17 protein-coding genes and 1 tRNA gene are annotated in these 24,771 nt (G+C 61.6%); 12 read left to right on the plus strand and 6 right to left on the minus strand.

Annotated features, from left to right (window positions below; translation table 11 throughout):
* The first annotated feature begins 385 nt into the window (after positions 1–385).
* The 5 genes from XH88_RS12800 to XH88_RS12820 all read left to right on the plus strand — a co-directional run bounded on the left by XH88_RS12800 (position 386) and on the right by XH88_RS12820 (position 7,195).
* Positions 386–1,357: an ABC transporter permease gene (locus XH88_RS12800; RefSeq protein WP_271668652.1), complete on the plus strand. Its 972-nt coding sequence runs from the start codon at positions 386–388 to the stop codon at positions 1,355–1,357.
* 40 nt (positions 1,358–1,397) lie between these two features.
* Positions 1,398–2,414 (plus strand): sugar ABC transporter substrate-binding protein, encoded by a 1,017-nt coding sequence (locus XH88_RS12805; protein WP_271668653.1) that lies wholly within the window; start codon positions 1,398–1,400, stop codon positions 2,412–2,414.
* A 70-nt stretch (positions 2,415–2,484) separates the two neighbouring features.
* Positions 2,485–4,608 (plus strand): ABC transporter permease subunit, encoded by a 2,124-nt coding sequence (locus tag XH88_RS12810; protein ID WP_271668654.1) that lies wholly within the window; start codon positions 2,485–2,487, stop codon positions 4,606–4,608.
* Positions 4,605–5,702, plus strand: coding sequence for a hypothetical protein (locus XH88_RS12815; protein WP_271668655.1), 1,098 nt, complete (start codon positions 4,605–4,607; stop codon positions 5,700–5,702). The genes XH88_RS12810 and XH88_RS12815 overlap by 4 nt, the downstream gene beginning before the upstream one ends.
* On the plus strand, positions 5,699–7,195 hold the full coding sequence (locus tag XH88_RS12820; RefSeq protein ID WP_271668656.1) for a sugar ABC transporter ATP-binding protein: 1,497 nt from the start codon (positions 5,699–5,701) through the stop codon (positions 7,193–7,195). Before XH88_RS12815 ends, XH88_RS12820 begins: the two co-directional genes overlap by 4 nt.
* Before the next feature lie 257 nt (positions 7,196–7,452).
* Here XH88_RS12820 and XH88_RS12825 read toward each other — a convergent pair whose 3' ends face one another.
* The 3 genes from XH88_RS12825 to XH88_RS12835 all read right to left on the minus strand — a co-directional run bounded on the left by XH88_RS12825 (position 7,453) and on the right by XH88_RS12835 (position 12,498).
* Positions 7,453–7,941 carry a DUF2059 domain-containing protein gene (locus XH88_RS12825; RefSeq protein WP_271668657.1) on the minus strand — a complete coding sequence of 163 codons (489 nt, stop codon included), beginning with the start codon at positions 7,939–7,941 and terminating at the stop codon, positions 7,453–7,455.
* 13 nt (positions 7,942–7,954) lie between these two features.
* Positions 7,955–9,172, minus strand: coding sequence for an OpgC domain-containing protein (locus XH88_RS12830; protein ID WP_271668658.1), 1,218 nt, complete (start codon positions 9,170–9,172; stop codon positions 7,955–7,957).
* Positions 9,173–9,441: 269 nt separating this feature from the next.
* The gene (locus XH88_RS12835) at positions 9,442–12,498 is read right to left on the minus strand and encodes an ATP-binding protein (RefSeq protein WP_271668659.1); all 3,057 of its coding nucleotides are present in this window, start codon (positions 12,496–12,498) and stop codon (positions 9,442–9,444) included.
* 248 nt (positions 12,499–12,746) lie between these two features.
* On the opposite strand from XH88_RS12835, the gene XH88_RS12840 reads away from it, so the two are divergent.
* A complete protein-coding gene (locus XH88_RS12840) occupies positions 12,747–13,238 on the plus strand; it encodes a hypothetical protein (RefSeq protein ID WP_271668660.1) in 492 nt (163 codons plus the stop codon).
* A gap of 259 nt (positions 13,239–13,497) precedes the next feature.
* Here XH88_RS12840 and XH88_RS12845 read toward each other — a convergent pair whose 3' ends face one another.
* Entirely contained in the window at positions 13,498–14,211 is a 714-nt protein-coding gene (locus XH88_RS12845) for a metallophosphoesterase family protein (protein WP_271668661.1), read from the minus strand.
* A gap of 497 nt (positions 14,212–14,708) precedes the next feature.
* Between XH88_RS12845 and XH88_RS12850 the strand changes: the two genes are divergently transcribed.
* The 6 genes from XH88_RS12850 to XH88_RS12875 all read left to right on the plus strand — a co-directional run bounded on the left by XH88_RS12850 (position 14,709) and on the right by XH88_RS12875 (position 23,542).
* Positions 14,709–15,884, plus strand: coding sequence for an MBL fold metallo-hydrolase (locus XH88_RS12850; RefSeq protein WP_333909248.1), 1,176 nt, complete (start codon positions 14,709–14,711; stop codon positions 15,882–15,884).
* A gap of 1 nt (position 15,885) precedes the next feature.
* Positions 15,886–16,905, plus strand: a complete 1,020-nt coding sequence (locus tag XH88_RS12855; RefSeq protein ID WP_271668663.1) for a hypothetical protein — start codon at positions 15,886–15,888, stop codon at positions 16,903–16,905.
* 804 nt (positions 16,906–17,709) lie between these two features.
* Entirely contained in the window at positions 17,710–18,981 is a 1,272-nt protein-coding gene (gene oxlT / locus XH88_RS12860; RefSeq protein WP_271668664.1) for an oxalate/formate MFS antiporter, read from the plus strand.
* Positions 18,982–19,623: 642 nt separating this feature from the next.
* Positions 19,624–21,249: an extracellular solute-binding protein gene (locus tag XH88_RS12865; RefSeq protein ID WP_271669053.1), complete on the plus strand. Its 1,626-nt coding sequence runs from the start codon at positions 19,624–19,626 to the stop codon at positions 21,247–21,249.
* Positions 21,250–21,537: 288 nt separating this feature from the next.
* Positions 21,538–22,608: a carbohydrate ABC transporter permease gene (locus tag XH88_RS12870; RefSeq protein WP_271668665.1), complete on the plus strand. Its 1,071-nt coding sequence runs from the start codon at positions 21,538–21,540 to the stop codon at positions 22,606–22,608.
* A gap of 73 nt (positions 22,609–22,681) precedes the next feature.
* A complete protein-coding gene (locus XH88_RS12875) occupies positions 22,682–23,542 on the plus strand; it encodes a carbohydrate ABC transporter permease (protein WP_271669054.1) in 861 nt (286 codons plus the stop codon).
* Positions 23,543–23,748: 206 nt separating this feature from the next.
* On the opposite strand, the gene XH88_RS12880 is transcribed toward XH88_RS12875, so the two are convergent.
* Both XH88_RS12880 and XH88_RS12885 read right to left on the minus strand, forming a co-directional pair.
* Complete coding sequence (locus XH88_RS12880) at positions 23,749–24,525, minus strand: cyclase family protein (RefSeq protein ID WP_271668666.1); 777 nt, start codon at positions 24,523–24,525, stop codon at positions 23,749–23,751.
* Positions 24,526–24,678: 153 nt separating this feature from the next.
* Positions 24,679–24,755 (minus strand) — tRNA-Met (locus XH88_RS12885).
* Positions 24,756–24,771: the final 16 nt, after the last annotated feature.

Genomic DNA, 24,771 nt, shown 5'->3' on the forward strand with positions numbered 1-24,771 from the left:
CTAGGAATGGTGACAAGGGTGTAAAGCCCACGCCGGGACCAACAACAGCGCCACAAGGTCCGGGAAGACATCGGGGAGGCAGCGTGAGTTTCGCGCGCCGACGGCCTTGGACGAACGCGTTCTCGACGGAAGCGCCGTGCACGCGCATTCCGGGGCGTGATCACGCCTCTATCTGCCTGCAGAAGCCACGGCTCGCGGTCGCATATCCCCGACCTGTCGTCGGCACATCCCCGACGCTCTCCGACAAGCGGGACCTGTTGGCCGTCAGCCAAGTCGTGAGCGCCGCATTGTTGCGCAGCAACTCCATCAACAAACAGACGACCGCCGCTGCGCGCTCGCGGCCGAGGCGACCAGCGACCCTATCGAGCGCGGGAAGGACCAGACGATGAAGCGTTTTCGGTTCAGTCAGCAAGAAATCGTCTTCGCTGTCTTTGCGTTGCTCTTCCTCGTCTTCTCGATCTTCCTGAATGGTTTTCTGACGGCTGAGAACATGCTGACGCTGCTTCAGAACGTGGCGGTGCTCGGCATCCTTGGTCTTGCCATGGCGATCGTCGTGATCGGCCGCGGCATCGACATCTCGTTGATCGCAGCCCTTGCCGTGCCACCGGGGCTCGTGCTTCAGATGGTGCAGAACGGCCACTCGCTGCCATTTTCGCTGCTGATCGCCGTGTTGCTCACGATTGCCTTCGGCCTCGTCAATGGCTGGCTGATCGCCTATGCCGAGGTCCCCTCACTGTTTGCGACGCTGGCGACAGGCCTGCTGCTCGCCGGACTCGGGCAGGCCGCGCTGTTCCAGCTCGACGTCGTGCAATGGAGTGCGGGCATGAACGGCTTCGAGCAACTTGGGCAGGGCACCCTTCTCGGCATTCCTACCTCGATCGTGATGTTCGCGATCGCCTGCATCGTGGTCGCCATCCTGCTGCGTCAGACCCGTTGGGGCGCCTATATCTACGCGATCGGCGATAACCCTTACGCCGCGCGCGTCACCGGCATTCCCTCGCGCCCGATCATCGTGCTGCAATATGTGATCGCGGCATTGATCGGCTGCTTTGCCGGTCTCGTGATGGCCGCTTCGGTCAATTCGATGCCGACCCGCGTCTTCAACTCGACGCTGATCTACGACGTGATTCTGGTGGTCGTGCTCGGCGGCATCGGCCTGTCAGGCGGCCGCGGCGGCGTGCTGAACGTCATCATCGGCACCCTGCTGATCGGCACCATGCTCAACGGCATGACCATCATGGACATCTCCTACGCCGGGCAAAACCTCATCAAAGGGGTGGTCCTGCTGCTGGCCGTCATCACGGACTCTTTCCTGAATCCGCGCAACGAAGAAACGGCACAGCAGGGCGACATCTGAACGACCGACAAGAATGACAAATACAACCAAGGAGGACGCAATGAAGAATTCCGGCAACCCCACCCGGGCGGCCCTGGCCGCACTGGCATTCACGGCGCTGGCTGGACCGGCCCTGGCCCAGCAGGGCCTCGACGAGCCGTTCCAGAAGCCGTTCAAGGAAGCGCTGGCAGGCAAGACCGTGGCCTATGTGCCGGTGGCCATGAATTTCGACCTCACCGAGGGCTGGTACGCCGGGCTGAAGAAGGAACTCGAGCCGTTCGGCGTCAAGTTCGTGATTCGCGACGCCAACTGGAACACCAATGCCGGCGCGCAGGCCGTCACCTCGCTGATCTCCGAGAAGCCAGCGGTCATGGTGGTCCATAATCCTGACGTGCAGACCTATGCCAAGCTGCTTCAGCGCGCCGAGAACGAGGGCATCTACGTCATCCAGATCAACATGGGATCGGCCTATCGCAGCGCCGCCTTCGTCGGCGCCAACTGGATCGAGATCGGCGAGCGGGACGCTGAGGCCGTGGTCAAGGCCTGCGAAGGCAAGTCGAACAAGATCGCCATCGTGCAAGGCGCGCTCTCGGCCGCAGCGAGCGCCTATACGCTGAAGGGCGTCGAGAACGTTCTCGCCAAGCATCCCGAGATCAAGGTGGTGTCGAGCCAAGCCGCAGACTGGGATGCTGCCAAGGCAAAGGCGATCACGCAGACCGTGCTGAAGCAGAACCCCGATCTCTGCGGCATCGTCGGCTTCTGGGACGGTATGGACATCGGCACCGCTGCCGCGGTGAAAGAAGCCGGCCTGACCGGCAAGGTGTTCCTGGCCACATCGGGTGGCGGTGAACGCAAAGGCGCCTGCGAGTTGGTGAAGTCAGGCGCGTTCGACCTCAATTTGAGCTACGACGTGCCGACCCAGGCCGCCCAGATGGCCGGCACGATCAAGTGGCTCCTGTCATCCGGCGCCAAGCCCGGGTCGATCAAGGGCTCGGAATACACCACGCTGATCCCGATCACCAAGGAGAACGCCGACAGCCAGACCTCCTGCTGGAATCTCAGCGACCTCAAGAAATAGTTCGCGTTGACGCTCGCGGTCCCCGGGATCAACGCCCGGGGATCTCGCTCTCAATAGTTGCCTTGCTGGAATGCCGATGCGCGATACAATCACACGCCTGCGTTACCGCTACTGGCCTGATCATCTCCTCGGCGAAATTCTGTCCAAGCGATGGACCGAGACGGCCATCCCGGTCATCCTTCTCCTGATCGTCGGCTTCGCGTTCAGCCGATCCATCGACAACTTCCTTTCGCCGGCAAGTCTGGCCGATACCGCCCGCCAAGCTGGAGAGATCGGCTTCATTGCGCTTGGACTTGCGCTGGTCGTTATCGTCGGCGGCATCGATCTCTCGGTCGGATCGATCTTTGCACTGACGGACTTCTGCGCGCTCTATCTGCTCGATGTCGCGGGCTGGCCAGTTCCAGCGGTCGTGCTCGCCACGCTTTTCTGCGGCGCCCTACTCGGCGCCGTCAACGGCATCCTGGTGGGATATCTGCGGTTGCGCGCCTTCATCACCACGCTGATCACGCTGATCATCTACCGCTCGGCCTACGATCTTCTGATCCAACGCTACTCCAACGCGATCGCCTCGGCCTTTCCCGAGATTCCGTCCTGGGATTTCATCGGCGCCGGTTCGGTCTTCGGCATCCCGACCGTGGCGCTGGTCTATATCGTCATCGCCATCTTCGGCCACGTCTTCATGACCCGGCTGCGGCCGGGCTGGCACATCACCGCGATCGGCGGCTCGCGCCGCTCGGCGTACAATTCGGGCATTCCGGTTCGCCGCACGATCGCCCTTTGCTACGTCGCGAGCGGCGCGCTGACCAGCATCGGCGCGCTGTTCTTCGCCTCCCGGCTCGGCACCGTCGGCGGCGACATCGGCGTCGGCCTCGAGGTGATCGTGCTGACCGCGACCGTGCTCGGCGGCATCACGCTCGGCGGCGGAAAGGGTTCGGTGGCCAAATCGGCGGTGGGGGTGCTGATCGTGCTCCTGATCACCAACGGCCTCACGACCATGAACGCGCGGGGCGGCGTCAACCGCATGGCGCTCGCCGGCATCCTGCTCGTCGCCGCGATGGTCGACATCCGCTGGCAGAAGAACCGGACCCGTATCATCAGCAAGGTCTATGTCGCGCCGACCTATCACGAGCTGCCGCCCCCGCCGCCGACCGAGATCGGACAAGGCGGACCGTTCGAGCAGAACGACAAGCTGCGCGACGTCGAGGCGATCGGCCTCGGCCGTATCGAGGCGCCGGAGGACGTCATCCTCGATCGCCACGACAATCTTTATGCCGGCTCACGCCACGGCGACATCATGCGCTTCCTGGCACCCGACTATCAAACAATGGAGGTGTTCGCCCATATCGGCGGCCAGCCGCTTGGCATGGCGTTCGACCGCGAAGACAATCTCTATGTCTGCATCGGTGGCATGGGGCTTTATCGCATCAGGCCTGACGGCGCGGTCGAAAAGGCGACCGACGAGACCAACCGCAGCATGCGCTCGGTCAACGACGATAGCCGCCTGCGGCTCGCCGACGACCTCGACATCACCGACGACGGGCTGATCTTCTTCTCGGAAGCCACCGTGCGTTACGAGATGGACGAGTGGCCGATCGACGGCCTCGAAGCGCGGGGCAACGGCCGCATCATCTGCTACGACACAAAGACCGGCACCACCCGGACCGAGCTGCGCGGCCTCAAATTCCCAAATGGCATTTGCGTCGCCAGTGACGGCCAGTCGATCCTGTTCGCCGAGACGTTCGGCTGCTCGATCAAGCGCTACTGGTTTGCGGGACCGAAGAAAGGGCGGGTCGAGGTCGTGATGGACAATCTGCCGGGATACCCCGACAACATCAACCTCGCCTCCGACGGCAACTATTGGCTCGCGCTGGTCGGCATGCGCAGCCCCTCGCTCGACCTCGCCTGGAAGATGCCGGGTTTCCGCCGCCGCATGGCCAAGCGCGTTCCGGTCGACGAATGGCTGTTCCCCAACATCAACACGGGCTGCGTGGTCAAGTTCAACGAGCAAGGCAAGATCGTCGAATCGTTCTGGGATCTGCACGGCGAGAACCATCCGATGATCACCTCGATGCGCGAGCATCGCGGCCATCTCTATCTCGGCGGCATCCTCAACAACCGCATCGGCCGCTACAAGCTCGACAACGCCGATCCGAACTTCGTCCAGTATGACAAAAGGTGGGGGAAGCAATCGTGATCGCCGCCGTCAGGGAATTCGCTAACCGTTTTCTCGGGCGCGGCGACGCTACGATTACCGTGCCGTCCTTCGACGGCGCATTGAAGCCCAATCAGATCCTGGAATCGGCCGAAACGGTGCTGACATGCGACGCGCCGGAAGACCTCGCCATCGATGGGAGCAACCTCTTCATCGCCGACGGCCGGCGACTGATGTGCCTGAGCGGCGGCACGGCATCGGAGTTGCGCAGCTTCGAGCAGCCGATCTCGGCGCTCTGTGCCCTTCCCGGCGGCGGCCTCGCTGTCGCACTTGGGGGACGCGAGGTGCGCATGTACGCAAGTCCCTCGGCCGCACAGCCGAGCGTGACGTTCACCGACGCTGCATTCAACGCTATCAATGCGCTCGCGCTAGCGAGCGACAACACGCTGATCGCGACGGACGGCTCGACGACATCAGATGTCGACGATTGGGCACGCGACCTGCTCGAGCTCAACCGGACCGGCCGCGTGTTCAAGCTGCATCCCGGCAACAAGAGCGTGACACGACTGGCCCAGGGGCTCGGCTATGCCTTCGGCGCCTGCGCGCATGGCAATGCCATGCTGGTGAGCGAGAGCTGGCGTCATCGCCTCGTTCTCGTCCAGCCCGGCGCATCGCCGAGGATCGTGCTGGCTCACCTCCCTGTCTATCCCTCGCGGCTGTCGAAGGCCTCCAGCGGAGGCTACTGGCTCACCGCCTTCACCGCACGGACCCAGCTTGTGGAGTTCGTGCTGCGCGAGCCCGGCTACCGGCGTCGCATGATGGCCGAGATCGATCCCGCGTACTGGGTCGCGCCGCGCCTGCGCTCCGGGCGTTCGTTCAAGGAGCCGATGCAGGGCGCGCACATCAAGACCATGGGCGTGATCAAGCCTTGGGCGCCACCGCGCTCTTACGGCCTTGTCATCCGTCTCGATGCCGATGGCCAGCCGCTCTATTCGCTGCACAGCCGGGTCGACGGCATCAACCACGGCATCGTTGCGGCTCATGAGATGGGCGACGATCTCGTCCTGATCGCCAAGGGGCCGGGCCGCGTCCTGCGATTGCCTCTTGCCGGCGTTGCCGAGGAGTTTCGGACATGAGCGACATCGCACTCTCGCTGCGCAAGGCCACAAAGCTCTACGCCGGCGTGCCCGCCATCGACGGAGTCGACTTCGACCTTCGCCGCGGCGAGATTCATGCATTGGTTGGCGAGAACGGCGCCGGCAAGTCGACCCTCACGAAGGTGATGGCGGGCGTGGTCACGCTGACCTCGGGCACCATGACGGTCGACGGTGCCGAGGTCGCGCCGAAGACGCCGCTGGAAGCGCGCAATCTCGGCATCGCCATGGTATTCCAGGAGAACAGTCTGGTGCCGACCATGACGGTCGCGCAGAACCTGTTTCTCGGGCAGGAGAGATTTTACAACCGCCTTCGCGGCATCTACATCGCCGCCCAGCAATTCCTGCAATCGCTCAATTTCGACGTCACGCCAACCGCGACCGTCGGCGGCCTCGGTGCAGCCAAGAAGCAGATGGTCGAGATCGCGCGCGCGGTTCTGCACCGCGCCAAGGTCATCATCTTCGACGAGCCGACCGCATCGCTGACGCCGGAGGAGAAGAAATACTTCTTCGACCTCGTCCGCGACCTCAAGAAGCGCGGTGTGTCAATCGTCTTCATCTCGCATGCCCTGGAAGAGGCTCTGCTTCTCGCCGACCGCATCACGGTTCTCCGGGACGGCAAACATGTCGTGACTGACGATGTCGGCAGGTTCGACCGCGCGGCGATCGTGCAGGCCATGGTCGGGCGCGATCTCTCGAACACACTCTATGGTGCGCGAAAGAGCAGCGTACGATCACCGGGTGCGCGAGTGCTCACCGTACAAAATCTGAAGATGGCACCCGTGGTGAAGAATAATTCGCTGTCGGTGTTCGCAGGCCAGATCACCGGCGTATTCGGCCTCGTCGGTGCGGGCCGCACCGAGACGTTCAAGATCGTCGCCGGCGTGCTCAAGCGCGACTTCTTCCATGGCGGCGAGATCCTGCTGCACGACCAGCCGGTGCGTTACCGGGTGCCGGCGCCGGCGATCAAGGCCGGCATCGCCTACGTGACCGAGGACCGCAAGGTCGAGGGCTTCTTCGAGACAGCCTCGATCGCGCGCAACATCTATCTCGGCCTGCTCTCGAAGTTTCCGCGGGGCCGCATGCTGCTGTCGCGACGGGAAACCGATGCGGTCGGCAGGACCTGGATCGAGCGCCTCAAGGTTCGCGCCATCGGCGATCACGGCAAAGTCGTCGAGCTCTCGGGCGGCAATCAGCAGAAGGTCGTGATCGCCAAATCGCTGGTGCAGGAGCCTGATCTGATCATCTTCGACGAGCCGACCCGCGGTGTCGACGTCGGCGCCATCGTCGAGATCCACGAGTTGATCAATCGGCTCGCTGACGAGGGCAAGGCGGTCGTGGTCATCTCATCCTATTTGCCAGAGATCATGGCACTCTCCGACCGCATCCTGGTCTCGCGCCAGGGCAAGGTCGTGGAGGAATTCTCCGCGCTGGAGGCGACGGAGGAGAAGATTATGTACGCGGCAATCCACTAGCCTTGAACCCAGGCGGCGTCACCAGGACGCTGCGGTTCGGAGAGCTGCCTGAACCTTGGGCAGGAGCAAAAGCCACTATCCGATCGCATCAAGTTGCGCTGCAAAAATCGCTGCATGCTACGCAGGCCCCTTCCGCGCGGTTAGCGGCCGGGCATCGAAGGGATGGCTGGCGGTGACGATCGCTCACGCTGATCGGCGTCGTCTTCTTCCTGATCGCGCTGCGGCGTTTCCGCGCCTTTCTGGCCTAGCCCATGCGGTCAGAGCTTGTGGCCCTTCTGGCGCAGTCCCTCGATCAGGCGCCGCTTCAATTCATCGGCGGCCTTCTGGCTGACGTCCTGGCCGATCTGCGCACTCGCCTGTGCCAGCGCATCCGACTGCGCCAAAAGCTTCTGTCCGGCCGGTTGGGCGTAGAACGCCTCGATCTGGCGTAGCTCGTCCAGGGTGAAGCTGGCGGCATAGACGGCGGCAATCTGGTCAACCATGGCCGTGAAGAACGGCGCGTAGATTGCGGCGCTCGGCGCCGTCATCGCGTCATAGTCGCGTTCGATCTCCGGCCTGTCCTGCGCCACCACGGGCCGCAGCTTGAGCAGGAGCTGCGGCAGTAGCGCGCGATATTGATCGGCGATCTTCAGCGTGACCACGAGCTTGCGCGCCGTATTCATCGCCTCCGGCGACGGCGTTTCGGCGGATGCGCCGCCAGCGAGAAAGAGCAAAACGCCGGCGATCGCTAGCAAACATCTCGACATGGACCTTCCCCCCTCACCGGCTCGCAGGCGCGACAGCGGCCTTCGGCGCCGGCGCGCTTTCGATGGCTGCATCTGGCTCCTCGACCTCCGTCACCTTCACGAACAGGCTCGGCACCCGCTCGGCGCGGTCGAGCAACCAGGCGGCGCCGATCATGATGATGATGCCGACGGCGGAGACCGCGAGCTGTTCAAAGACGCCTCTGGTATATTGCGTCAGGATCCAGTGCGCCGAAAACGACAGGAAGACGCCGAGGCAGAAGATCGGCAGCGAATGCTGGCCGCAGAGGATGACGGGACGCAGCCAGATCGTGTGCAGCGCCTTCCATTTGCGCGAGACGAAATGCGTCACCCAGATCGCCAGCGCCAGGAAATGCGTGAAGCGCAGCATGTCGAGGTCGGTCTTGTCGATCGGGTAGATCGCCTTGATCATCCATTTCGGGATCAGCGCTTCCAGCGCATGGACGTGCCAGGTCATCACGATCAAGAACGCGAAGATGAGCCAGGCCGCCGCAAGCGCCATGGCCGTCCTCGACCACACCCATTTGCGGATCTTGTCGATCTCGCCGATGCCGCACCAGGCGGCGAACACGAACATCAGCTGCCAGCAGAACGGGTTGAAATACCAGGTCGTGCCGGGCGGATAGGACGCGACATTCCAGTCGAACCGGTGCGACAGCACGTAGAGCAGGGCGGAGACGGCGAGCGTCAGGTTCGGGCGGCGCACCAGGCACCAGATCATGAAGGGCGCGGCGAGCACCAGCGTGATGTAGAGCGGCAGCACGTCGAGATTGACCGGCTTGTATTTCAAGAGGATCGCCTGCCCGATCAATTCGTCCGGATGCGACAGGAAATTGAACACGTTGAACTCGTGCTCGTACATCGGATTGTCGAAGCGGCGCGCGGTGCGGGCGACCTGCGCCGTGAACAGCAGGAACAGCATGATGTGGGCGACATACATTTCCGCCGCCCGCCGCCACAGCCGCTTCAGCGCGGCGAGAAACCAGCCGCCGGCGATGACGGGACCGTAGATCCAGCCGACCAGATAGCCGGAGATGAAGACGAAGAACTCGGCGGCATCGCTGAAGCCGTAATTGCGCAGCGTCAGCCAGGTCACGACGTCCTGCGGGATGTGGTCGAGAAAGATCATCCACAAGCCGATGCCACGGAAAAGGTCGAGCCGCAGGTCGCGCTCGATGGGCGCCAACAGTGCTGCCTGGTCCTTTATGATCATGGCCCCGCCTCGTCGGGTGGGCGTCGCGCCATCGCGGCGCCGATGCAATCAGATGCCCAAAAAGATCAATCCAAAGGTCACCTGACCCATGCGGCTCGGGCGGTCACGGTAGCCGACCTTGCCGCCCGCGCAAGGGACTTGTCGTCACAGCGCGGCCGCCTTGAACCAGAAAAGCGAAAACAACCCCATGCACAGTAGCTAAATCCTTGTAAAATTTACGAAATCTATTCCACCCGTCGGGCAAGATCGAAAGCCGACGCGGCGGGACCTCAGGTCGGCTGATCGCCGCCTGCAAGCACGCCGTTCAGCATCGCCTCGGCCTTCCCCAGCAGCGGCTTGGCACCGCTTTCCGAGGCGACCGCGATCGCGGCGCGCAGCGCGGCACGAATGATGGTGCGGCTCTCCTCGCTCGACGGCGGCGTCACCACAGCCTCCCCGAACAGCGCCTCGGCCTCGAGGCCGGAAAAGCCCTGCTGGCGCGCCGTGTTGCGCGCCTCACGCAGCATGTTCTGCGCCGCCTGGGCATCGCCGAGCCGATTGGCCGCCAGCCCCAGATAGATCGAGGAGCGCAGCACCGCCGACGTATAGCCGAGCGCCCTCGCCTCTTCGCGCGCCTCGGTCAGCATCCGACGAGCCCGGTCGAACTGCCCCTGCTCGAGATAGGCGATGCCGAGATGGCAGGCGAGTACCGGCACGAACAGCCGGATGCCGTGCTTCTGCGCCAGCACAAACCCCTGTTCGAGTATCGCAGCCGCCGCCGCCGGATCGTCCCGGCCAAGCAGCAGCCAGCCGCCGCTATAGGCGGCGGCAACGCGGTCATAGGGACGGTTGGTCTCTTCCGCGATCGCGGCGGCCTGTTGCTGGAGCTGCTCGGCGGCATCGAACTCGCCCATGACGGTGTGCGTGAAGCTCTTCATCATGCAGCAGAGCACGAGCAGAGATTGCGGGGTCGTCCCAATCGGCGCGCTGGCTGCCGGACCGGAGAGGTTGGCGCGAGCCACCGCCAGCATCTCCTTCGCGCTGTGGTAGCGGCCAGCCAGAAAATAGGCCTGCCCGAGATTATACTGCGCGAGATTACGCCAGCCGGGATTGCCAGAGCTTTCCGCCAGACGCACGACGTCTTCGCCGACCACAACAGCTTCGACGGGCGTCCCATAGAAGTTCTGCGCACCCGCCCTCATGGTCATGGCCGCGACTTTGCGTCCAACGTCGCCGATCGCATCCGCCCGGCGTTCAGCTTCCCGTCCGAGGTCCAACGCTTCAGCGACACGACCGGATCCGGCGTAGGCCAAACGCGCCTCCATCCGGAGATCGATAGCGTCAGCTTCCCGCAAATCCGTAACCGGTGTCTTGTCGAGAGACCCAAGCGCAATCTCAAAATAGTCAACCGCGTCCGCGTAGGCCGAGCGCGCCAGACATTTTCGAGCTGCGCTCCTGCCGTGATGAAACGCCTTCCGCCAATGCTTGGCCCTCGTCGCGTGATAGCAGAGCGTGTCCGGGTCGTCGGCCCATGCCTCATCGCTCTCGAGAGCTGCCAGGATGCCGGCATGAATGCCTTCGCGCACCTTCTCGACCATCGAATCATAGGTCACTTGCCTGACCATCTCGTGTCGGAATTCCAGGGAGTCCTCCAATTCGCTATCGATCCGGACGAGCAATTCGGCCCGATCGAGCGCGGTGAGGCAGTTCTGCAGGACGTCTTCCGGCAGGGCCGCTAGTTTCCGCAGCAGGCCCTGGCTCGCCCGCGGTCCAAGCGCCGCGGCAATCTGGAGCAGCGACCTTTCCTGTCGCGACACCCGATCCAGCCGCGCCGCGATCACCCCCTGAATGCTGCTGGGAATGCCAAGCTCGTTCACGGGACGCGCCAGCGAGAGATCGCCCCACTGACCAAGAAGCATGCCGCTGTCCTTCAGACTGCGGCAGACTTCCTCGATGAACAGCGGAACGTTGGCCGTATGGGAGCTGATCCGGTCCTTCAGGTCCGCGTTGGTCGTGGCAGGCCCAAGCATCTCCGCGAGCATAGCCAATCCCGAATCGCGGTCGAGCGGACGCATCGCCACGATTTCCGCGTGGCACCGCGCGATCCACACCGGCATTCCATTGGGTCGCGTCGTCAGCAGCACGAGCACGTCCCGGCCTTGTATCCCGGCGAGAGCCGCAACGACCGCATCGCTGGCCCGATCGATCCAGTGCAGGTCTTCGATCAAGAGAACCGTGCGCTGGCGACGGGCGGCGCTCTCCACGATCGCGCAACTCGCATCGGAAATCGCCCTTCCACGCGCGTGAGGCTCCAATTCGTCCCATTGCCGGTCGGCGATCGGCAGGTCCAGAACCGCGTCGATGGCTCGCTGCTGCACCGCCGGCAACGACTCCCTGGGATCGTCCGCCGGGACGTAATCCTTTGCAGCCGGCTCGAGGAGCGACAGCAACAGGCGCTTGAGGGTGCTATAGGGCGCGCCTTGAAGATTTGGACTGCACTCCGCATCGACCAGCCGCCAGCCGCTGGCTCGCAGATCCTGCGCGAACTCATGCGCAAGCCGCGACTTTCCGATGCCGGCGTCCCCCATCAGCAAGACCGTCTGCCGGCCAGCGCTGACATTTTCCGCTGCGCGCCACAACAATGCCCGTTCCGTCGTGCGGTCGACGAACCGGGAGGCGCTGCGCGCACGCCGGACCCGCCAACTCGACAGATCGCTCGCGCCCATGACCCGGTACACTGGCAGAGCCTCACCAAAGCCACGAAGCGTCTTGCGGCCCAGGAATTCAAAGCGGACGTGCCCGTCAGCGAGCGCCTGGCAGGCCTCGGAGACATAGATCTGATTCGCCTCGGCCACCGACTCCAACCGTGCGGCCAGGTGCTGGGCGGCGCCGCCGATCTCGTAGACCTTGGAAAACTCGCTCGCGACCATATAGGCGACCACATGGCCCGAGTGGACGCCGACCCGCACCTGAAGTCCGGGATCGCCGAGGCTCCGCACGCGCCGGACCAGCTCAATTGCCGCGTGGCAGGCCAGGGGCGCGTGGTTGTCGTCGGCAATCGGGGCGCCGAATACCGCTGCTACCCCGTCGCCCAGCTCCTTGCTGACGATGCCGCCAAACTGGCGTACGGCGCCTCTCATCGCCGCAAGAGCGGGTTCGAGACGCGACACCGCTTCCTCGGGTTCGAGCTCAGCAACAAGGCCTGTGGAATCGATGACGTCGGCGCGCAGAATCGTCACAAACCGGCGCTCGCTGTCAGGATCAACGCGCTGACGGACAGCCGCCCCACATTTGGAGCACCAGCTGTCGCCCGGACCAATCGCCGACTGACACGCGAAGCAATGCATTCCAACGCCTTCAACGACTGCCGCGGCAGTCCCGCTCCAATGCCCGCAAGGCGTTCGAACCAAGATTACCTATAGCAAAGAGCATGGCAATCGCGCTTGTGGGATACGCAGCTGATCGGAAGGTAGCTCTCTGGACGAAACGCAGTCCTGAGTGGTAGCGTCATTTGCGTGATCGGCCGCGGCGTGAAGTGTATTTTCGGCCAGCCCGCCAGGGGTTTCAACAAACAGACATTTCGAGGAAAGAGGCGATGGCCGGACTCGTATATAGCGGCAAGGCATTTCGAGACTTGATGAACAGCAATTACTTTCCTTTAGCGAATATGAAGAAGAGCGTCGCCAAGCTCAAGGCATCGGACGACATCGACCTGCCTACTTTGGAATACGGCCAGTACCATCTGATTTTGACCCCGCCGTCGAAGTGGCCGCAGGGGAGCGCCAAATACTGGCACAAGGAGAAAGGCCGGGCCCGCGTCGACCTCAGCACTCAGCCGAACACGGTCCCCCTGTCCAAGGACGAGCCCGGCGTCATCCCGCTGACGCGGTGCGACCTGCTCGATGCCTGCGTCCGGAAGTGCTTCAACTCCGAGCCGCCGATCCCGATGAAGACGAAGATCATCAACCACGAGGCAAACGATGCTCTCGCTCACCGGCACGAGATCCGTCTGGAGTGGGAATACAAGAAGGGCTCGGACAAGCCGACGCTGCTCAACCTGACCATGGTCTGTCCGCATAGATCCTGATCAACGGCCGTTTCAGTCAAATTAACAGAATCGCGACATCGCCTCTCGTGCCTCGTGCCCCACAGGCGTGCGGGAGGCATCTCTTTCAGGCGGCCTCGGCCAGCGGGGCCGATGCTGCGTCGGTCTCGCGCTCTCGCCGCAACTTCACCACGTCACGCGCCTGTCGCACGAAGGCAAACTATCACTGCCGCGATCAAGACGAAGAAATTCGCTAAAGGCGTGGAGTCCAGATGCCCCGCTTGTCCCATCGCGAATTCCGTCACACTGGACGAGGGGGTGGATTGGGTCGCCAGAACTTACCATCGCTACTCAAAAACAGCCTTGGCAGCACCTCATCGTTCGAGAACAGCGCTGCGGTTAGCGGTCCGCCGAAGCAAGCCCCGGTATCGATGTTGAGTCGATTTGCGCGAAGATCAGGCAACCGAGATTTTGTCGGCGTGTGCCCATGCACCACAAAGGCACCATGGCTCACATCGGAAGACAAAAACGGCTCTCTTATCCAAAGCAGGTCCATCTCTGACTGAGCTGAAACAGAAACACCCGGCCGAATTCCGGCATGTACGTAGAGTCTATTCTCATCGCTGAACTTCATTGGAAGCGATTGAATCAGTGCAAGGTGATCATCGGGAAGCGCGCTCGGATCGTTAACGCCGTAGCTATCGAGGGTCTGCTCGCCCCCATTTGCCCACCAGTTCATAAGGTCGAGGTCCGAGCGATCCGCACTGGCAGCACGACTCAGCATTTCCTCATGATTGCCACGAAGGAAGATGAAGCGATCCTTTTCGTGAAGCCGCTTATGGATCAGAAACTCGATGACCCTTTTGGTGTCGGGTCCTCTATCGACATAGTCGCCAATACAGACAAAGCGGGCGTCTCGTCCCGCACCAACAAACTCGCATGCCGCGATTAGTGAGTTCAGCTTATCAAAGCAGCCATGAATGTCGCCAATTGCGAAGGTGATTGAGGAGGCCATGGAGCTAAACCCGATATGCGGCGTTGGCAGATGCCATGGAGGAGTCGTCTTCACCAGAGAAACATTTTTTCTAAATATTCCATAATGTGTAAATTTCCAGGAGCCATGTTTGAAGCTATGGAATGATCCTGGATCTCGACATGGCTGGTCATTCTGGTCTTCGGGACCGCTAACGTTCAGCGTCTGTCGGAATGTCACGCCGCTCCGCACAACATGGCCACCGTCAAAGACAAGCGGATTCTGGACCTGAGCCACAAGCCAAGCTGGGCATTCGCGCAAGCGATGAGCCCACTATTGCGAGGTTCGCCACAACGGTGTTGCTGTATCGGCATCTGCCCTGCGGGCAACTTGTTGTGGTGGCCAACTCATAGTACCCTGTACAAAAATGTTGACGTTTGACGCTATCTTAAGGGCATTGAGTGCGGTTACGAATTCATCGGGGCACGCAGGAAATTGGTGGTACATGCATTGAGTTGGAATGCGCTGGCTCCCGGATTTTGCTCGACCTTGGTTTGCCACTGAACGCTACTGACCTTGCCGCAACCCCCTTACCGGGCGTCGATGGGCTTGCGGGCGACAGTTCGACCCTTCTCGCAATCATTCTATCTCATGGACACCGCGATCACTGGGGCCTTGTGCCAAAGGTCAACCGTCAGATTCCACTCATCATGGGCAAAGCGACTGAAAGCATCATGCGGGCGGCGGCCGACTTCGTTCCGGACGCAATCGCTTTAGATGCAGCGCAGCACCTTAAGCACGGAAAACAAATTCAACTCGGTCCATTCCTGATCACCCCTCGTTTGGTGGACCATTCAGGTTTCGATGCATACGCCATGGAGGTCGAGGCGAATGGAAGGCGCCTATTCTATTCTGGCGATCTCCGCGCGCATGGCCGCAAAAGCAAACTGTTTGAGGCTCTGCTCAAGCATCCACCCCGCAACATCGACACCATGTTGATGGAGGGTTCGAGCCTAGGCCGCCTCGCGAACGATCAATCTTTTCCGACGGAAGACGCACTTGAAGAGTTGTTCATTGGCAGGTTTCGAGCAACCGATGGGATGGCCCTGGTAGCGTGTTCAGCGCAGAACATTGACCGGGTCGTGACCATCTATCGCGCCGCCAAGCGAACCGGACGGACCTTAATCGTTGATGCGTATGCGGCGGAAGTTCTCAAGGCGACCGAACATAGCAGCATACCAAAGCCTGCCCACGGCTGGACAAATCTCGCCGTCTTCATCCCGCACAGTCAACGCGTGCAACTGCTGAAGAAGAACATCGCGCCTATCGTGGATACCTATCGAGAATTTAGAGTTTGGCCGGAGCAACTCGCCGATGTAGCTCACCGCTCGGTAATGCTGTTTCGTGGCTGGATGATGCGTGACCTTGATCGCGCGCAGGCGCTGACCGGAGCAAGGGTCATCTGGTCCCAATGGGATGGCTATCTGACCACCGGCAGCGCAGGCGCGATGCTTAAATCCGATTGCGAGAGTCGCGGAATCCCATTTGAGACGATCCACACATCCGGGCATGCCAGTCCGGGCGATCTGAAACGATTGGCCGCAGCCGTTTCCCCCAAAAGGCTAATCCCGATTCATACGTTCGAGCGCGAGCAATTTCCGGATTTGTTTGAGAACGTTGCGTTGATCAACGATGGTGAATGGACAGAGATCTAAAGTGAATAAATTTGCAAGATGGTTGTCGAGCGAGTGCGCTTCCACGTTACAAGCCCTCTCGCGTAGTGCCACCGACAATTGGTGGAAGGAAGTGCTGACAAGCCCCGAGTTATTTCTGGCTCTCCGTGGCGGCTATCTCAACGCTTACGTCAAAGGCCAGAGCGTCTTCAAAATTGGATTAGAGAGGGGCAACGGCCTAGATCAGAATGGAGCGCCACGGGTCAGCATCCACTACAAGTATCTGGTCCAGCCCGACCTAGGGGAGCAAGACCCCTACATCCGGTTCGACGGCCTGCAATTTGCTGTCAAACCAACCGACGTGGTCCAGACGGCGTACCGGCCGAATATTACGCTATCGCGACTGATAAAGACCGCATCTCGTTTCTCTGGCCCAGAAAAGACGGGTGTTCACGAGATAGCTATGAAAGAAGGAAAGGTAATCGACCTAGAAATCGCGTTCTCGCAATCAAGCAATGAGGGCTCATCGGCACCGCGAATGGACTTGGCAGTCCTAATTCCGAACGGCCCCTCCCATGCCAGTCTCGTTTTTTGTGAGGCAAAGTGCGCCGACAATCCCGAGCTTTCTAGGCTGGAGAAGAAGGATAAGAAGAACGAGTCGGCGCTCAGAAGAATTTCCGTCGTCGCGCAAATCGAAAAATATAAGAAGTACATCTCCGATGACGGCAACAAGGAAAACCTGATCGCGTCTTACGTCAAAGTTTGCGAGATGTTGACCGATCTGCACAGCCAGGGCTTGGCGAGGACGCCCGACCCCCTGATCGCGCGTGTTGCTAAAGGTGAGGCTGCTCTGTCGATACACCCGCACGTCTATCTGCTGGTCTACGATTTCACAGCCGAGCAACGAGACGGCGCACTAGGCAAACAACTTGAATTGCTACGCGCCGACGACAAGCTAGGTAACCGGATCATAGCCAAAGGCGATGCTGCGCATTTCACCCTCGCGCAGGATATCCAGCGACTGGAGGACTTCAACTCGGGCAAGCATGCAGGCGTCGTTTAAGCCGACATCAGTTAGCTGCCTTTGCCTCGGTGGCGGATTGCCTGGCTGCAACGCTCCGCGCTCCTCAACCATGCGCAGCCACAGTGGCAGCCCAACGCTCTAGGACACTTCGATGTGACCAGATCCAGGCGCGAAGCTGGTCTGTTGCCTTCATGCCCGTAAGTATGTTCTCGCGCTGGGGCGGTAGGGAGTTCGCGCCAAATCGGCTGCAACAGTCGCAGCTAACGCATTGAAGTGATCCCCCATGTGCAGAAGTTGACGTTTGCGTTGCCCTCGCGAAGCTGGTGGACGATGCGGACTTGCGGAAGGAACTCCCAGTCTGGCAATCTGGCAATGTCCCAGATGCAAGGATCATTGTCTTGCTCTCGCCGGGACGCCCCTCAGCAGCGACGCAACGCCTGATAATAGTCCTGAAAGTATCGCCCGGCGCTAGACGGCCGTGGTGGCACTGCCCAGCGCAGGCGTTACCCGCCTTTTTCCCGCGATCATCAAGGGTCATCCACACCGAGCCTACTTTCACTTCGATCGAAGTTATCGGGAGCCAAACGATCCGGCCCTTGGCCTGACGGGCAATTCGACGGGTGCTCCACAACGAAAGGACTAGAACCTTTTGTGGAACTTTCCGGACCTCTCGCCAATTCAACGGTGAAATCCTGCCACGTACTTGGCAGACAGAGGCCCGTCTTCGGGACCTGAGCTAATGGTTCAACTAGCTAACCCGAACCTCAGAGGCACGCGGGCGTCCCTGCCTCGATGAGTGGCCAATCACACCCGGCACATCTGTGCCGGTAACAGGGACGGAACATGACCACGGCAACCATTGACTCCCGATCACCCGCAATTCCGACAACACGGCGGACCCAGCTCATCTGCTGTGTGCTATGCATGATACTGATTGCCAATCTGCAGTACGGTTGGACGCTATTCGTCAATCCCATCAGCCAGGCGCATGGCTGGTCGATCGCCTCGATCCAAGTTGCGTTTAGCATCTTCATCGCTCTCGAGACCTGGCTCACGCCGATCCATGGGTGGATCGTTGACAGTCTCGGCGGGCGACGTGGCGCCAAGCTGGTCGTGGCAGTTGGAGGCATCCTGGTCGCTCTCGGTTGGATTATCAACGCCTATGCAGACTCCCTCACAATGCTCTATCTCGGTGCCGTGGTCGGCGGCACCGGAGGCGGCGCGGTGTACGCCACCTGCGTGGGGCAAGCCGTCAAGTGGTTTCCAGACCGACGAGGGTTGGCCGTCGGTCTTACGGCTGCTGGATACGGAGCCGGCGCGGCGCTGACCGTCGTTCCCATTCGCGCGGTGATTGAAGCTGCCGGCTATGAAGCAGCTTTTTTCCGGTTCGGACTGGTTCAGGGTGGACTTGTTTTCGTCCTGGCGTGGTTTTTACGAGCGCCGGATCCCGACGAGATGGTCGGCATCGCTGCGCCAAGAATAATGCAGACGACGCGCAGCTATACGCCTCGGCAAGTATTGGGCACCGGGGTATTCTGGCTCCTTTACATCATGTTCATCATGGTATCGGCGAGCGGGTTGATGGCGACTGCACAGATCGCACCTATCGCCAAGGACTTTAATGTTGGAAACGTAGTGATCCTGTTCGGCGCGTCGGCGTTGAGCGTGGCGCTGGTCGTCGACAGCATCTGCAATGGGGGAGCCCGGCCTCTCTTTGGCTGGATCTCAGATCAGATCGGCCGCGAATACACGATGGCCATCGCGTTTGGTTTGGGCGGCGTAGCGTATTGGTTGCTGGGGACTCTGGGTCACGCCCCCTGGGCATTCGTTCTTTTCGCTGCGCTGATCTTTCTAACGTGGGGCGAGATCTTCAGCCTATTCCCGTCCACGTGCACGGACACTTTCGGAAGCAATTTTGCGACCGTCAATCTCAGCCTGCTCTACACTGCCAAAGGCGCGTCGGCCTTCCTTGTGCCGGTTGCCAACCTCATCAAATCAGCAAGCGGCGGTTGGCACTTTGTGTTTGTATTGACTGCCATCTTGAACTTCGTCGTCGTGGGATTGGCTCTCTTTGTGCTCAAGCCGTTGCGGCTGCGATTCCTCAGCAACGGCTGAGCCGAGGCCGTCAATTCGAGGTGCTTGCTGGCAAAGTGCTCGCGCTCGCGCGGGGCCTCGCGGAAAGGAGGCGTTCCCTTGCCCACTGAGCTGCCAGGCAGAACCCGATCCGCGCTGGCGTCCGAGTTCGAACTGATAGCGCTGGCCTCGCTTCTGCCATGGTGCTTGAGCCTGCTCCTCGCCTACCACGATCCTGCTATTGCACACGCATTTCTGCTCACCGGGCAGCTCGGCTGATCAGGCGCGGAGCGGCTGGCCGGCTGATGTCCGCTTCACCCCGCAACAGCGGCGGAAAGGGGACATGTCCCGAGGTCACGGAAGGGCCGCTTCTGTTGAAGAAGGGCGACAGTATTTCATTGTAATAGCTTCGTCGAATATCCCTACTGCACCGCAAGGAAGCGCATCGTTCGCATGGCGTGTGGCCGCCGCGTCCGCTTTGCGCGGATTCGTTGACATTGATCGGTGTCGTTGCATACTTGACGCGGCTTCTCGCACCATCGCCGCGACGTGAACTTCGGCGATCCTCACTTGTCGGTGGTGCTTAGGCGGCCCAATCTGACCTGACCAAGACTTTGACATCAGCAGCGTCAAAAAAGGGAGGATTTCGTGGTGAAGCAGCAAGAGCATGACCAGCATCCCGCAATGCACCCAAGTCGGCGAACGGTGATCAAGAGCGCGGCCGGAGCCGCCGCACTTGGCGCGACCGGGGCACTCGGCACGTTCTCCGAGCTTGCATTCGCGCAGGCCAATCTGCGCGCAGAGATCACAAAGATTCCTGGCGTCGGCAAGGGTGCGCCCACCGACGCCGACTGGCAGAAGGTCGGCGAGCTCTGCCTCGGCCCGACCAAGGCGAGTATCAAGGAGGGTGAGTTCAAGGGCGTCGAGCTCTCCTTCATGGGACTGAATAATCAGAACTTGCACAATCTGCTGTTCCGGGGCTTCCTGAAGCCGTGGGAGGCGTATACTGGCGCGAAAATCTCCTGGATCGATCTGGCGCAGGCCGACTACAACCCACGCCTGCAACAGGCGATCGCAACCGGCACCGTCGACTTCGACATCCTCGAGATGGGCGCGCCCTTCGAGGGCGATGTCTGCGGCAAGGGCCTCGCCTCTGAAATGCCGGACTGGGTCAAGAAACAAATCGATATCGACGACTACGTCGCTTACCTGAAGCCGCCGGTCGGCACCTGGAACGGCAAGACCTATCGCGTCACGATCGATGGCGATTGCCACAACTTCAACTATCGCACCGACGTGTTCTCGGACGCCACGCTCGCCAAGGCCTGGAAGGACGCCGGCAACACGAGCGAATGGGGAATGCCGAAGACCTGGCAGCAGGTGCAGGCCGTCACGAAGTTCCTCAAGGGCCAGAAGTTCAAGGGCCAGAGCGTCTACGGCTATCTGGACGCGCCAAAGCCCTGGGGTGGGTTCGGCTTCTATTTCCTCGGCAGCCGCGCCACAGCCTACGCAAAGCATCCCGACGACAAGGCATGGCTGTTCGACATAGACACGATGAAGCCGCGCATCAACAATCCGGCCTGGGTGCGCGCCATCCAGGACGTGATCGATGCGTTGCCCTCCGAGCCGGCCGACCAGCTCAATGCCGATCCGAACACCACCGGCTTCCAGCAATTTTTGGCCGGCATCGGCTCGATGATCCCCTGGTGGGGTGACATCGGCCAGGTGGCGAAGGCGAGCGACACCTCCGTCATTGGCGATACCGTCGGTTTCGACATCCTGCCGGGATCGGACGATGTCTACAATTCCAAGACCGGCAAATGGGACAAGCTGCCGAGCGGGCCGAACCATGCGCCGAACTGCGCCTATCTGGGCTGGGGCATCTATGTGATGGCGCGGGTCAACGGCGACGAGAAGAAGCACAAGGCGGCCTGGAGCGCGGCCGCGCATCTCGGCGGCAAGGACCTGTCGCTCTGGACGGTGATGTATCCGTCGGGCTTCCAGGTCCACCGGACCAGCCACTCTCACATCGATGAATGGGTGGCGGCAGGTTACGACAGGAAGTACATCACGTCCTATCTGAACTCGCAGTTCAACTCCTATAACCATCCCAATCGGGCGGTCGAGCCGCGCATCCCCGGCATCTTCCAGTACTACAGCATCGCCGAAGACGAGTTGACGAAGATCTTCTCCGGCAAGATCGACGCGCAGACGGGCGCCAACAACATCGCCGCCGCCTGGGAGAAGCTGACCGATCAACTCGGCCGCGAGCGACAGATCGGACTCTACAAGGCCTCTTTCGGCGCATAGGGAGGATGATTTCGCTGCAGACGTCGAAGCCAGACGCGCTCCCTCCCCCCGCGCGCGGGGGAGGGTCAGGGAGAGGATGCGTCCCCATTGGGATTCCCGGAATGGAGAGCGCCCTCACCCGCGCCTTCGGCACAGCCGAGGCTTTGGCTTTCGGCGTTTCCCGAGAGGACGGTCGCCGAAGGCGGCCTGCGCTCTCCGCACGCGGAAAAGGCGAAGCGGGGCCCGGCGAGATCGAATTCGATGCAAAGTTCCGTTGACATAGCCGACGCCGTGCCCCCGAGAGCAGCGATGAAGCGTGCAATGCGCCGGCGCGCGACGGTCGGCCGCATCCTGATCGGTCTCGCCTCGCTCGTGTTCCTGCTCGTGCTGGTCGTTCAGGTCCTGCATGCAGCCGGCGCGATCGCCGCCGGCTTCTCGACTTGGCGGCCGATCCTGATCGTGTACCTGCTCTGGGCCATCGCATTCGGGACCGCGCAGGTGCTTATGCGCGGCGAGCGCGGCCAGCGCGCGCTGTTCCTGCTGCCGGCCGTGTTCTTCACCGTCGCCGTGGTGATCTTTCCAACCATCTTCGGGCTCTACATCGCCTCGCTCGACTGGAACCTGTCCTCGATCGAAGGCCCACACTTTAGCGGGCTCGACAACGTCAGGGCGATGCTGAGTGACGCCTACTACTGGAACGCGCTCAGCAATATGGTGTTCTACTCCGTCGCAGTGCTCGGCGAGTATGCGATCGCGTTCGCGCTCGCGCTGCTGCTCAGCGCTGAGATCCGCGCGCGGAAATTCTTTCGTGTCGTATTCCTACTGCCGATGATGCTGAGCCCCGTCGCCGTGAGCTGGATGATCGGCAAGTCGCTGTTGGAATATCGCTTCGGTCCGGCGGCGACGCTGGCGCGCTATCTCGGCTGGGACAACCCGGCCTTCTTCGCCTCCCCCTGGATGGCGCGTTTCACGATCCAGGCGATGGACGCCTGGGTGTCCATTCCCTTCATCATGATCATCCTGCTCGCGGGCCTCCAGGCCATGCCCAAGGAGGTGCAGGAGGCCGCCAAGGTCGACGGCGCGAACGGCTGGCAGTCGTTCTGGCACGTGACGTTCCCAATCATGCTGCCGGTCAGCATCACCGTGCTCATCATCCGCATCATCTTCAAGCTGAAGCTTGCCGACATCGTCATCAACGTCACCGCCGGCGGTCCTGGCGGCGCGACCGACACGGTCTCGAGCTTCATCTACCGCGTCTACCGCGACCGCTCGAACGTCGGATACGGCACCGCGCTCGCGATGGTCTATCTGCTTCTGATCATCGTGCTGCTGACGCTGATGCTGCGCTTGTCCAAACGCTGGACGCAGCGGGTTACTTGAGAGAGTTGCTCACGTGGCTGTCACGACCTCAATAACCGCCCACAGGGCCCCAGTCGCACCGCGCGCCAAGCGGATGGCGCGCCGCGCGCTGATCTATGCCGCGCTGCTGTTCTGGTCATTCATTTGCCTGTTTCCGATCTACTGGACCGTCACGACTTCGTTCAAGTCGGCGGTCGACGTGACACAGGCGCACCTGATCCCGTGGGTGGACTTCCATCCGGACTGGAAGGGCTGGCGCTCGCTCGGGCTCTCGCCGGATACGCTGTTCGAAACCTCCACCGCCCGCTCCGAGTTCGTCAACCGCTTCATCAACAGCATCATCACCTCGGTCGGCGCTTCGGTCCTGGCACTGATCCTTGGATCGCTGGCGGCGTATGGCTTGAGCCGCTTCCGCTACAAATTCGCCTGGATGCGCAACGACGACATCCTGTTCTTCTTCATGTCACAGCTCATCCTGCCGCCGGTGGTGCTCGCCCTGCCCTTCCTCGTGCTCTATAAGGCGCTCGCGCTCCTCGACACCACCTTCGGCCTGATCCTGCTCTATACGCTGACGGTGCTGCCGATCGTCATCTGGATCATGCGGGACCAGTTCAATGCCATACCCATCGAGCTCGACGAGGCGGCCTTCGTCGACGGCCTGTCGACCTGGGGCGCGTTTCTGCGCATCATCCTGCCGTTGGCTTTTCCTGGTATGGCGGCGGCCTTCATTCTCTCGCTGGTGCTGTGCTGGAACGAGTATTTCTTCGCAGCGCTGCTGACCAGCACGGATGCCAAGACGCTGCCCGTGATGGTCGCGAGCCAGACCGGCTCGCAAGGCATCAACTGGTGGTCGATGGCGGCACTATCGACGGCCGCAATCGCGCCCCTTGTCCTGATCGGCATCTTCTTGGAGCGCTATATCGTCAGCGGGCTGACGACCGGCGCGGGCAAATAGGCGACGAGCGACCTGCTTGCACCGGCACAGGCGCGCCAGCCTCGAGCGAGCGCACGGCCTTTAGATCGGCCCTCAAGCACAGCGGCGTTGATCTCCGTTTCCTCTCCCGCGTAGGCGCCTTGTTGATAAGCGCCTGGATCGCCCGCAGGCGCGGTCTGCTATTCGGGGCAGGCCAGACACGCCCTCTTAACGGCAGCCTTGAGAAACTAGCCCTCCAAAATCGCCACCGCGCGCGTCCAGCCTGCCGAGGCTCGCTCGATCTTCACCGGAAAGCATGACACCTTGAAGCCGGTTGGCGGCAGCAGTTCGAGATTGTGCAGCTTCTCGAGATGGCAATAGCCGATATGGCGGCCGGCCTTGTGGCCTTCCCAGATCAGGCTGGCGTCCTTCGTCTCGGCGTACTTCTTCGCGGTGTGGACGAACGGCGCGTCCCAGCTCCAGCCGTCGGTGCCGGTCAGGCGCACGCCGCGCTCGAGCAGGTACATGGTGGCTTCATAGCCCATGCCGCAGCCTGAGGTGACGTAGTCCTGCCGGCCGTATTTTACGCCGGCGCTGGTGTTGACCACGACGATCTCGAGCGGCTTGAGCTCGTGCTTGATGCGCTTGAGTTCGGCCTCGACATCTTTCGCCGTTGCGACATAGCCGTCCGGCAAATGGCGGAAGTCGAGCTTGACGCCAGGCTGGAAGCACCATTCCAGCGGCACCTCGTCGATGGTCCAGGACCGCTCGCCGCGATTCATGGTCGGGTGAAAATGCCAGGGTGCGTCGAGATGCGTGCCGTTGTGGGTGGAGAGGCTGACCTGCTCCACCGCCCAGCCCTGGCCATCAGGCAGATCCTCCGCCTTCAGCCCGTCGAAGAACTGCAGCATGCGCGGCAGGCCCTGCCGGTGATCGATATACTGGATCGTCGGATGATTGCCGGGCGGATCGGCCGGCACATCGTTCTGCAGCGGGACGGAGATGTCGATCAGCGTGCTCGTCATGGCGCTTCCTCGTAGATTGTTTGCTTGGCGGCCGTCAGCAGCGACTGTTCGCCCGGCAGACCGTGGCCCGGTAACGCGGCAATCACATCGCCAAACAAAAAAGGCCCGCGTCAAGCGGGCCATTCTCGTATCGGAACCGGTGATTTCCGAATTTGGTTGCGGGGATAGGATTTGAACCTATGACCTTCAGGTTATGAGCCTGACGAGCTACCGGGCTGCTCCACCCCGCGTTAAACCGTTGCGCGC

Origin of the sequence: Bradyrhizobium sp. CCBAU 51627, assembly GCF_028128765.1 — a bacterium.
GTDB lineage: Bacteria > Pseudomonadota > Alphaproteobacteria > Rhizobiales > Xanthobacteraceae > Bradyrhizobium.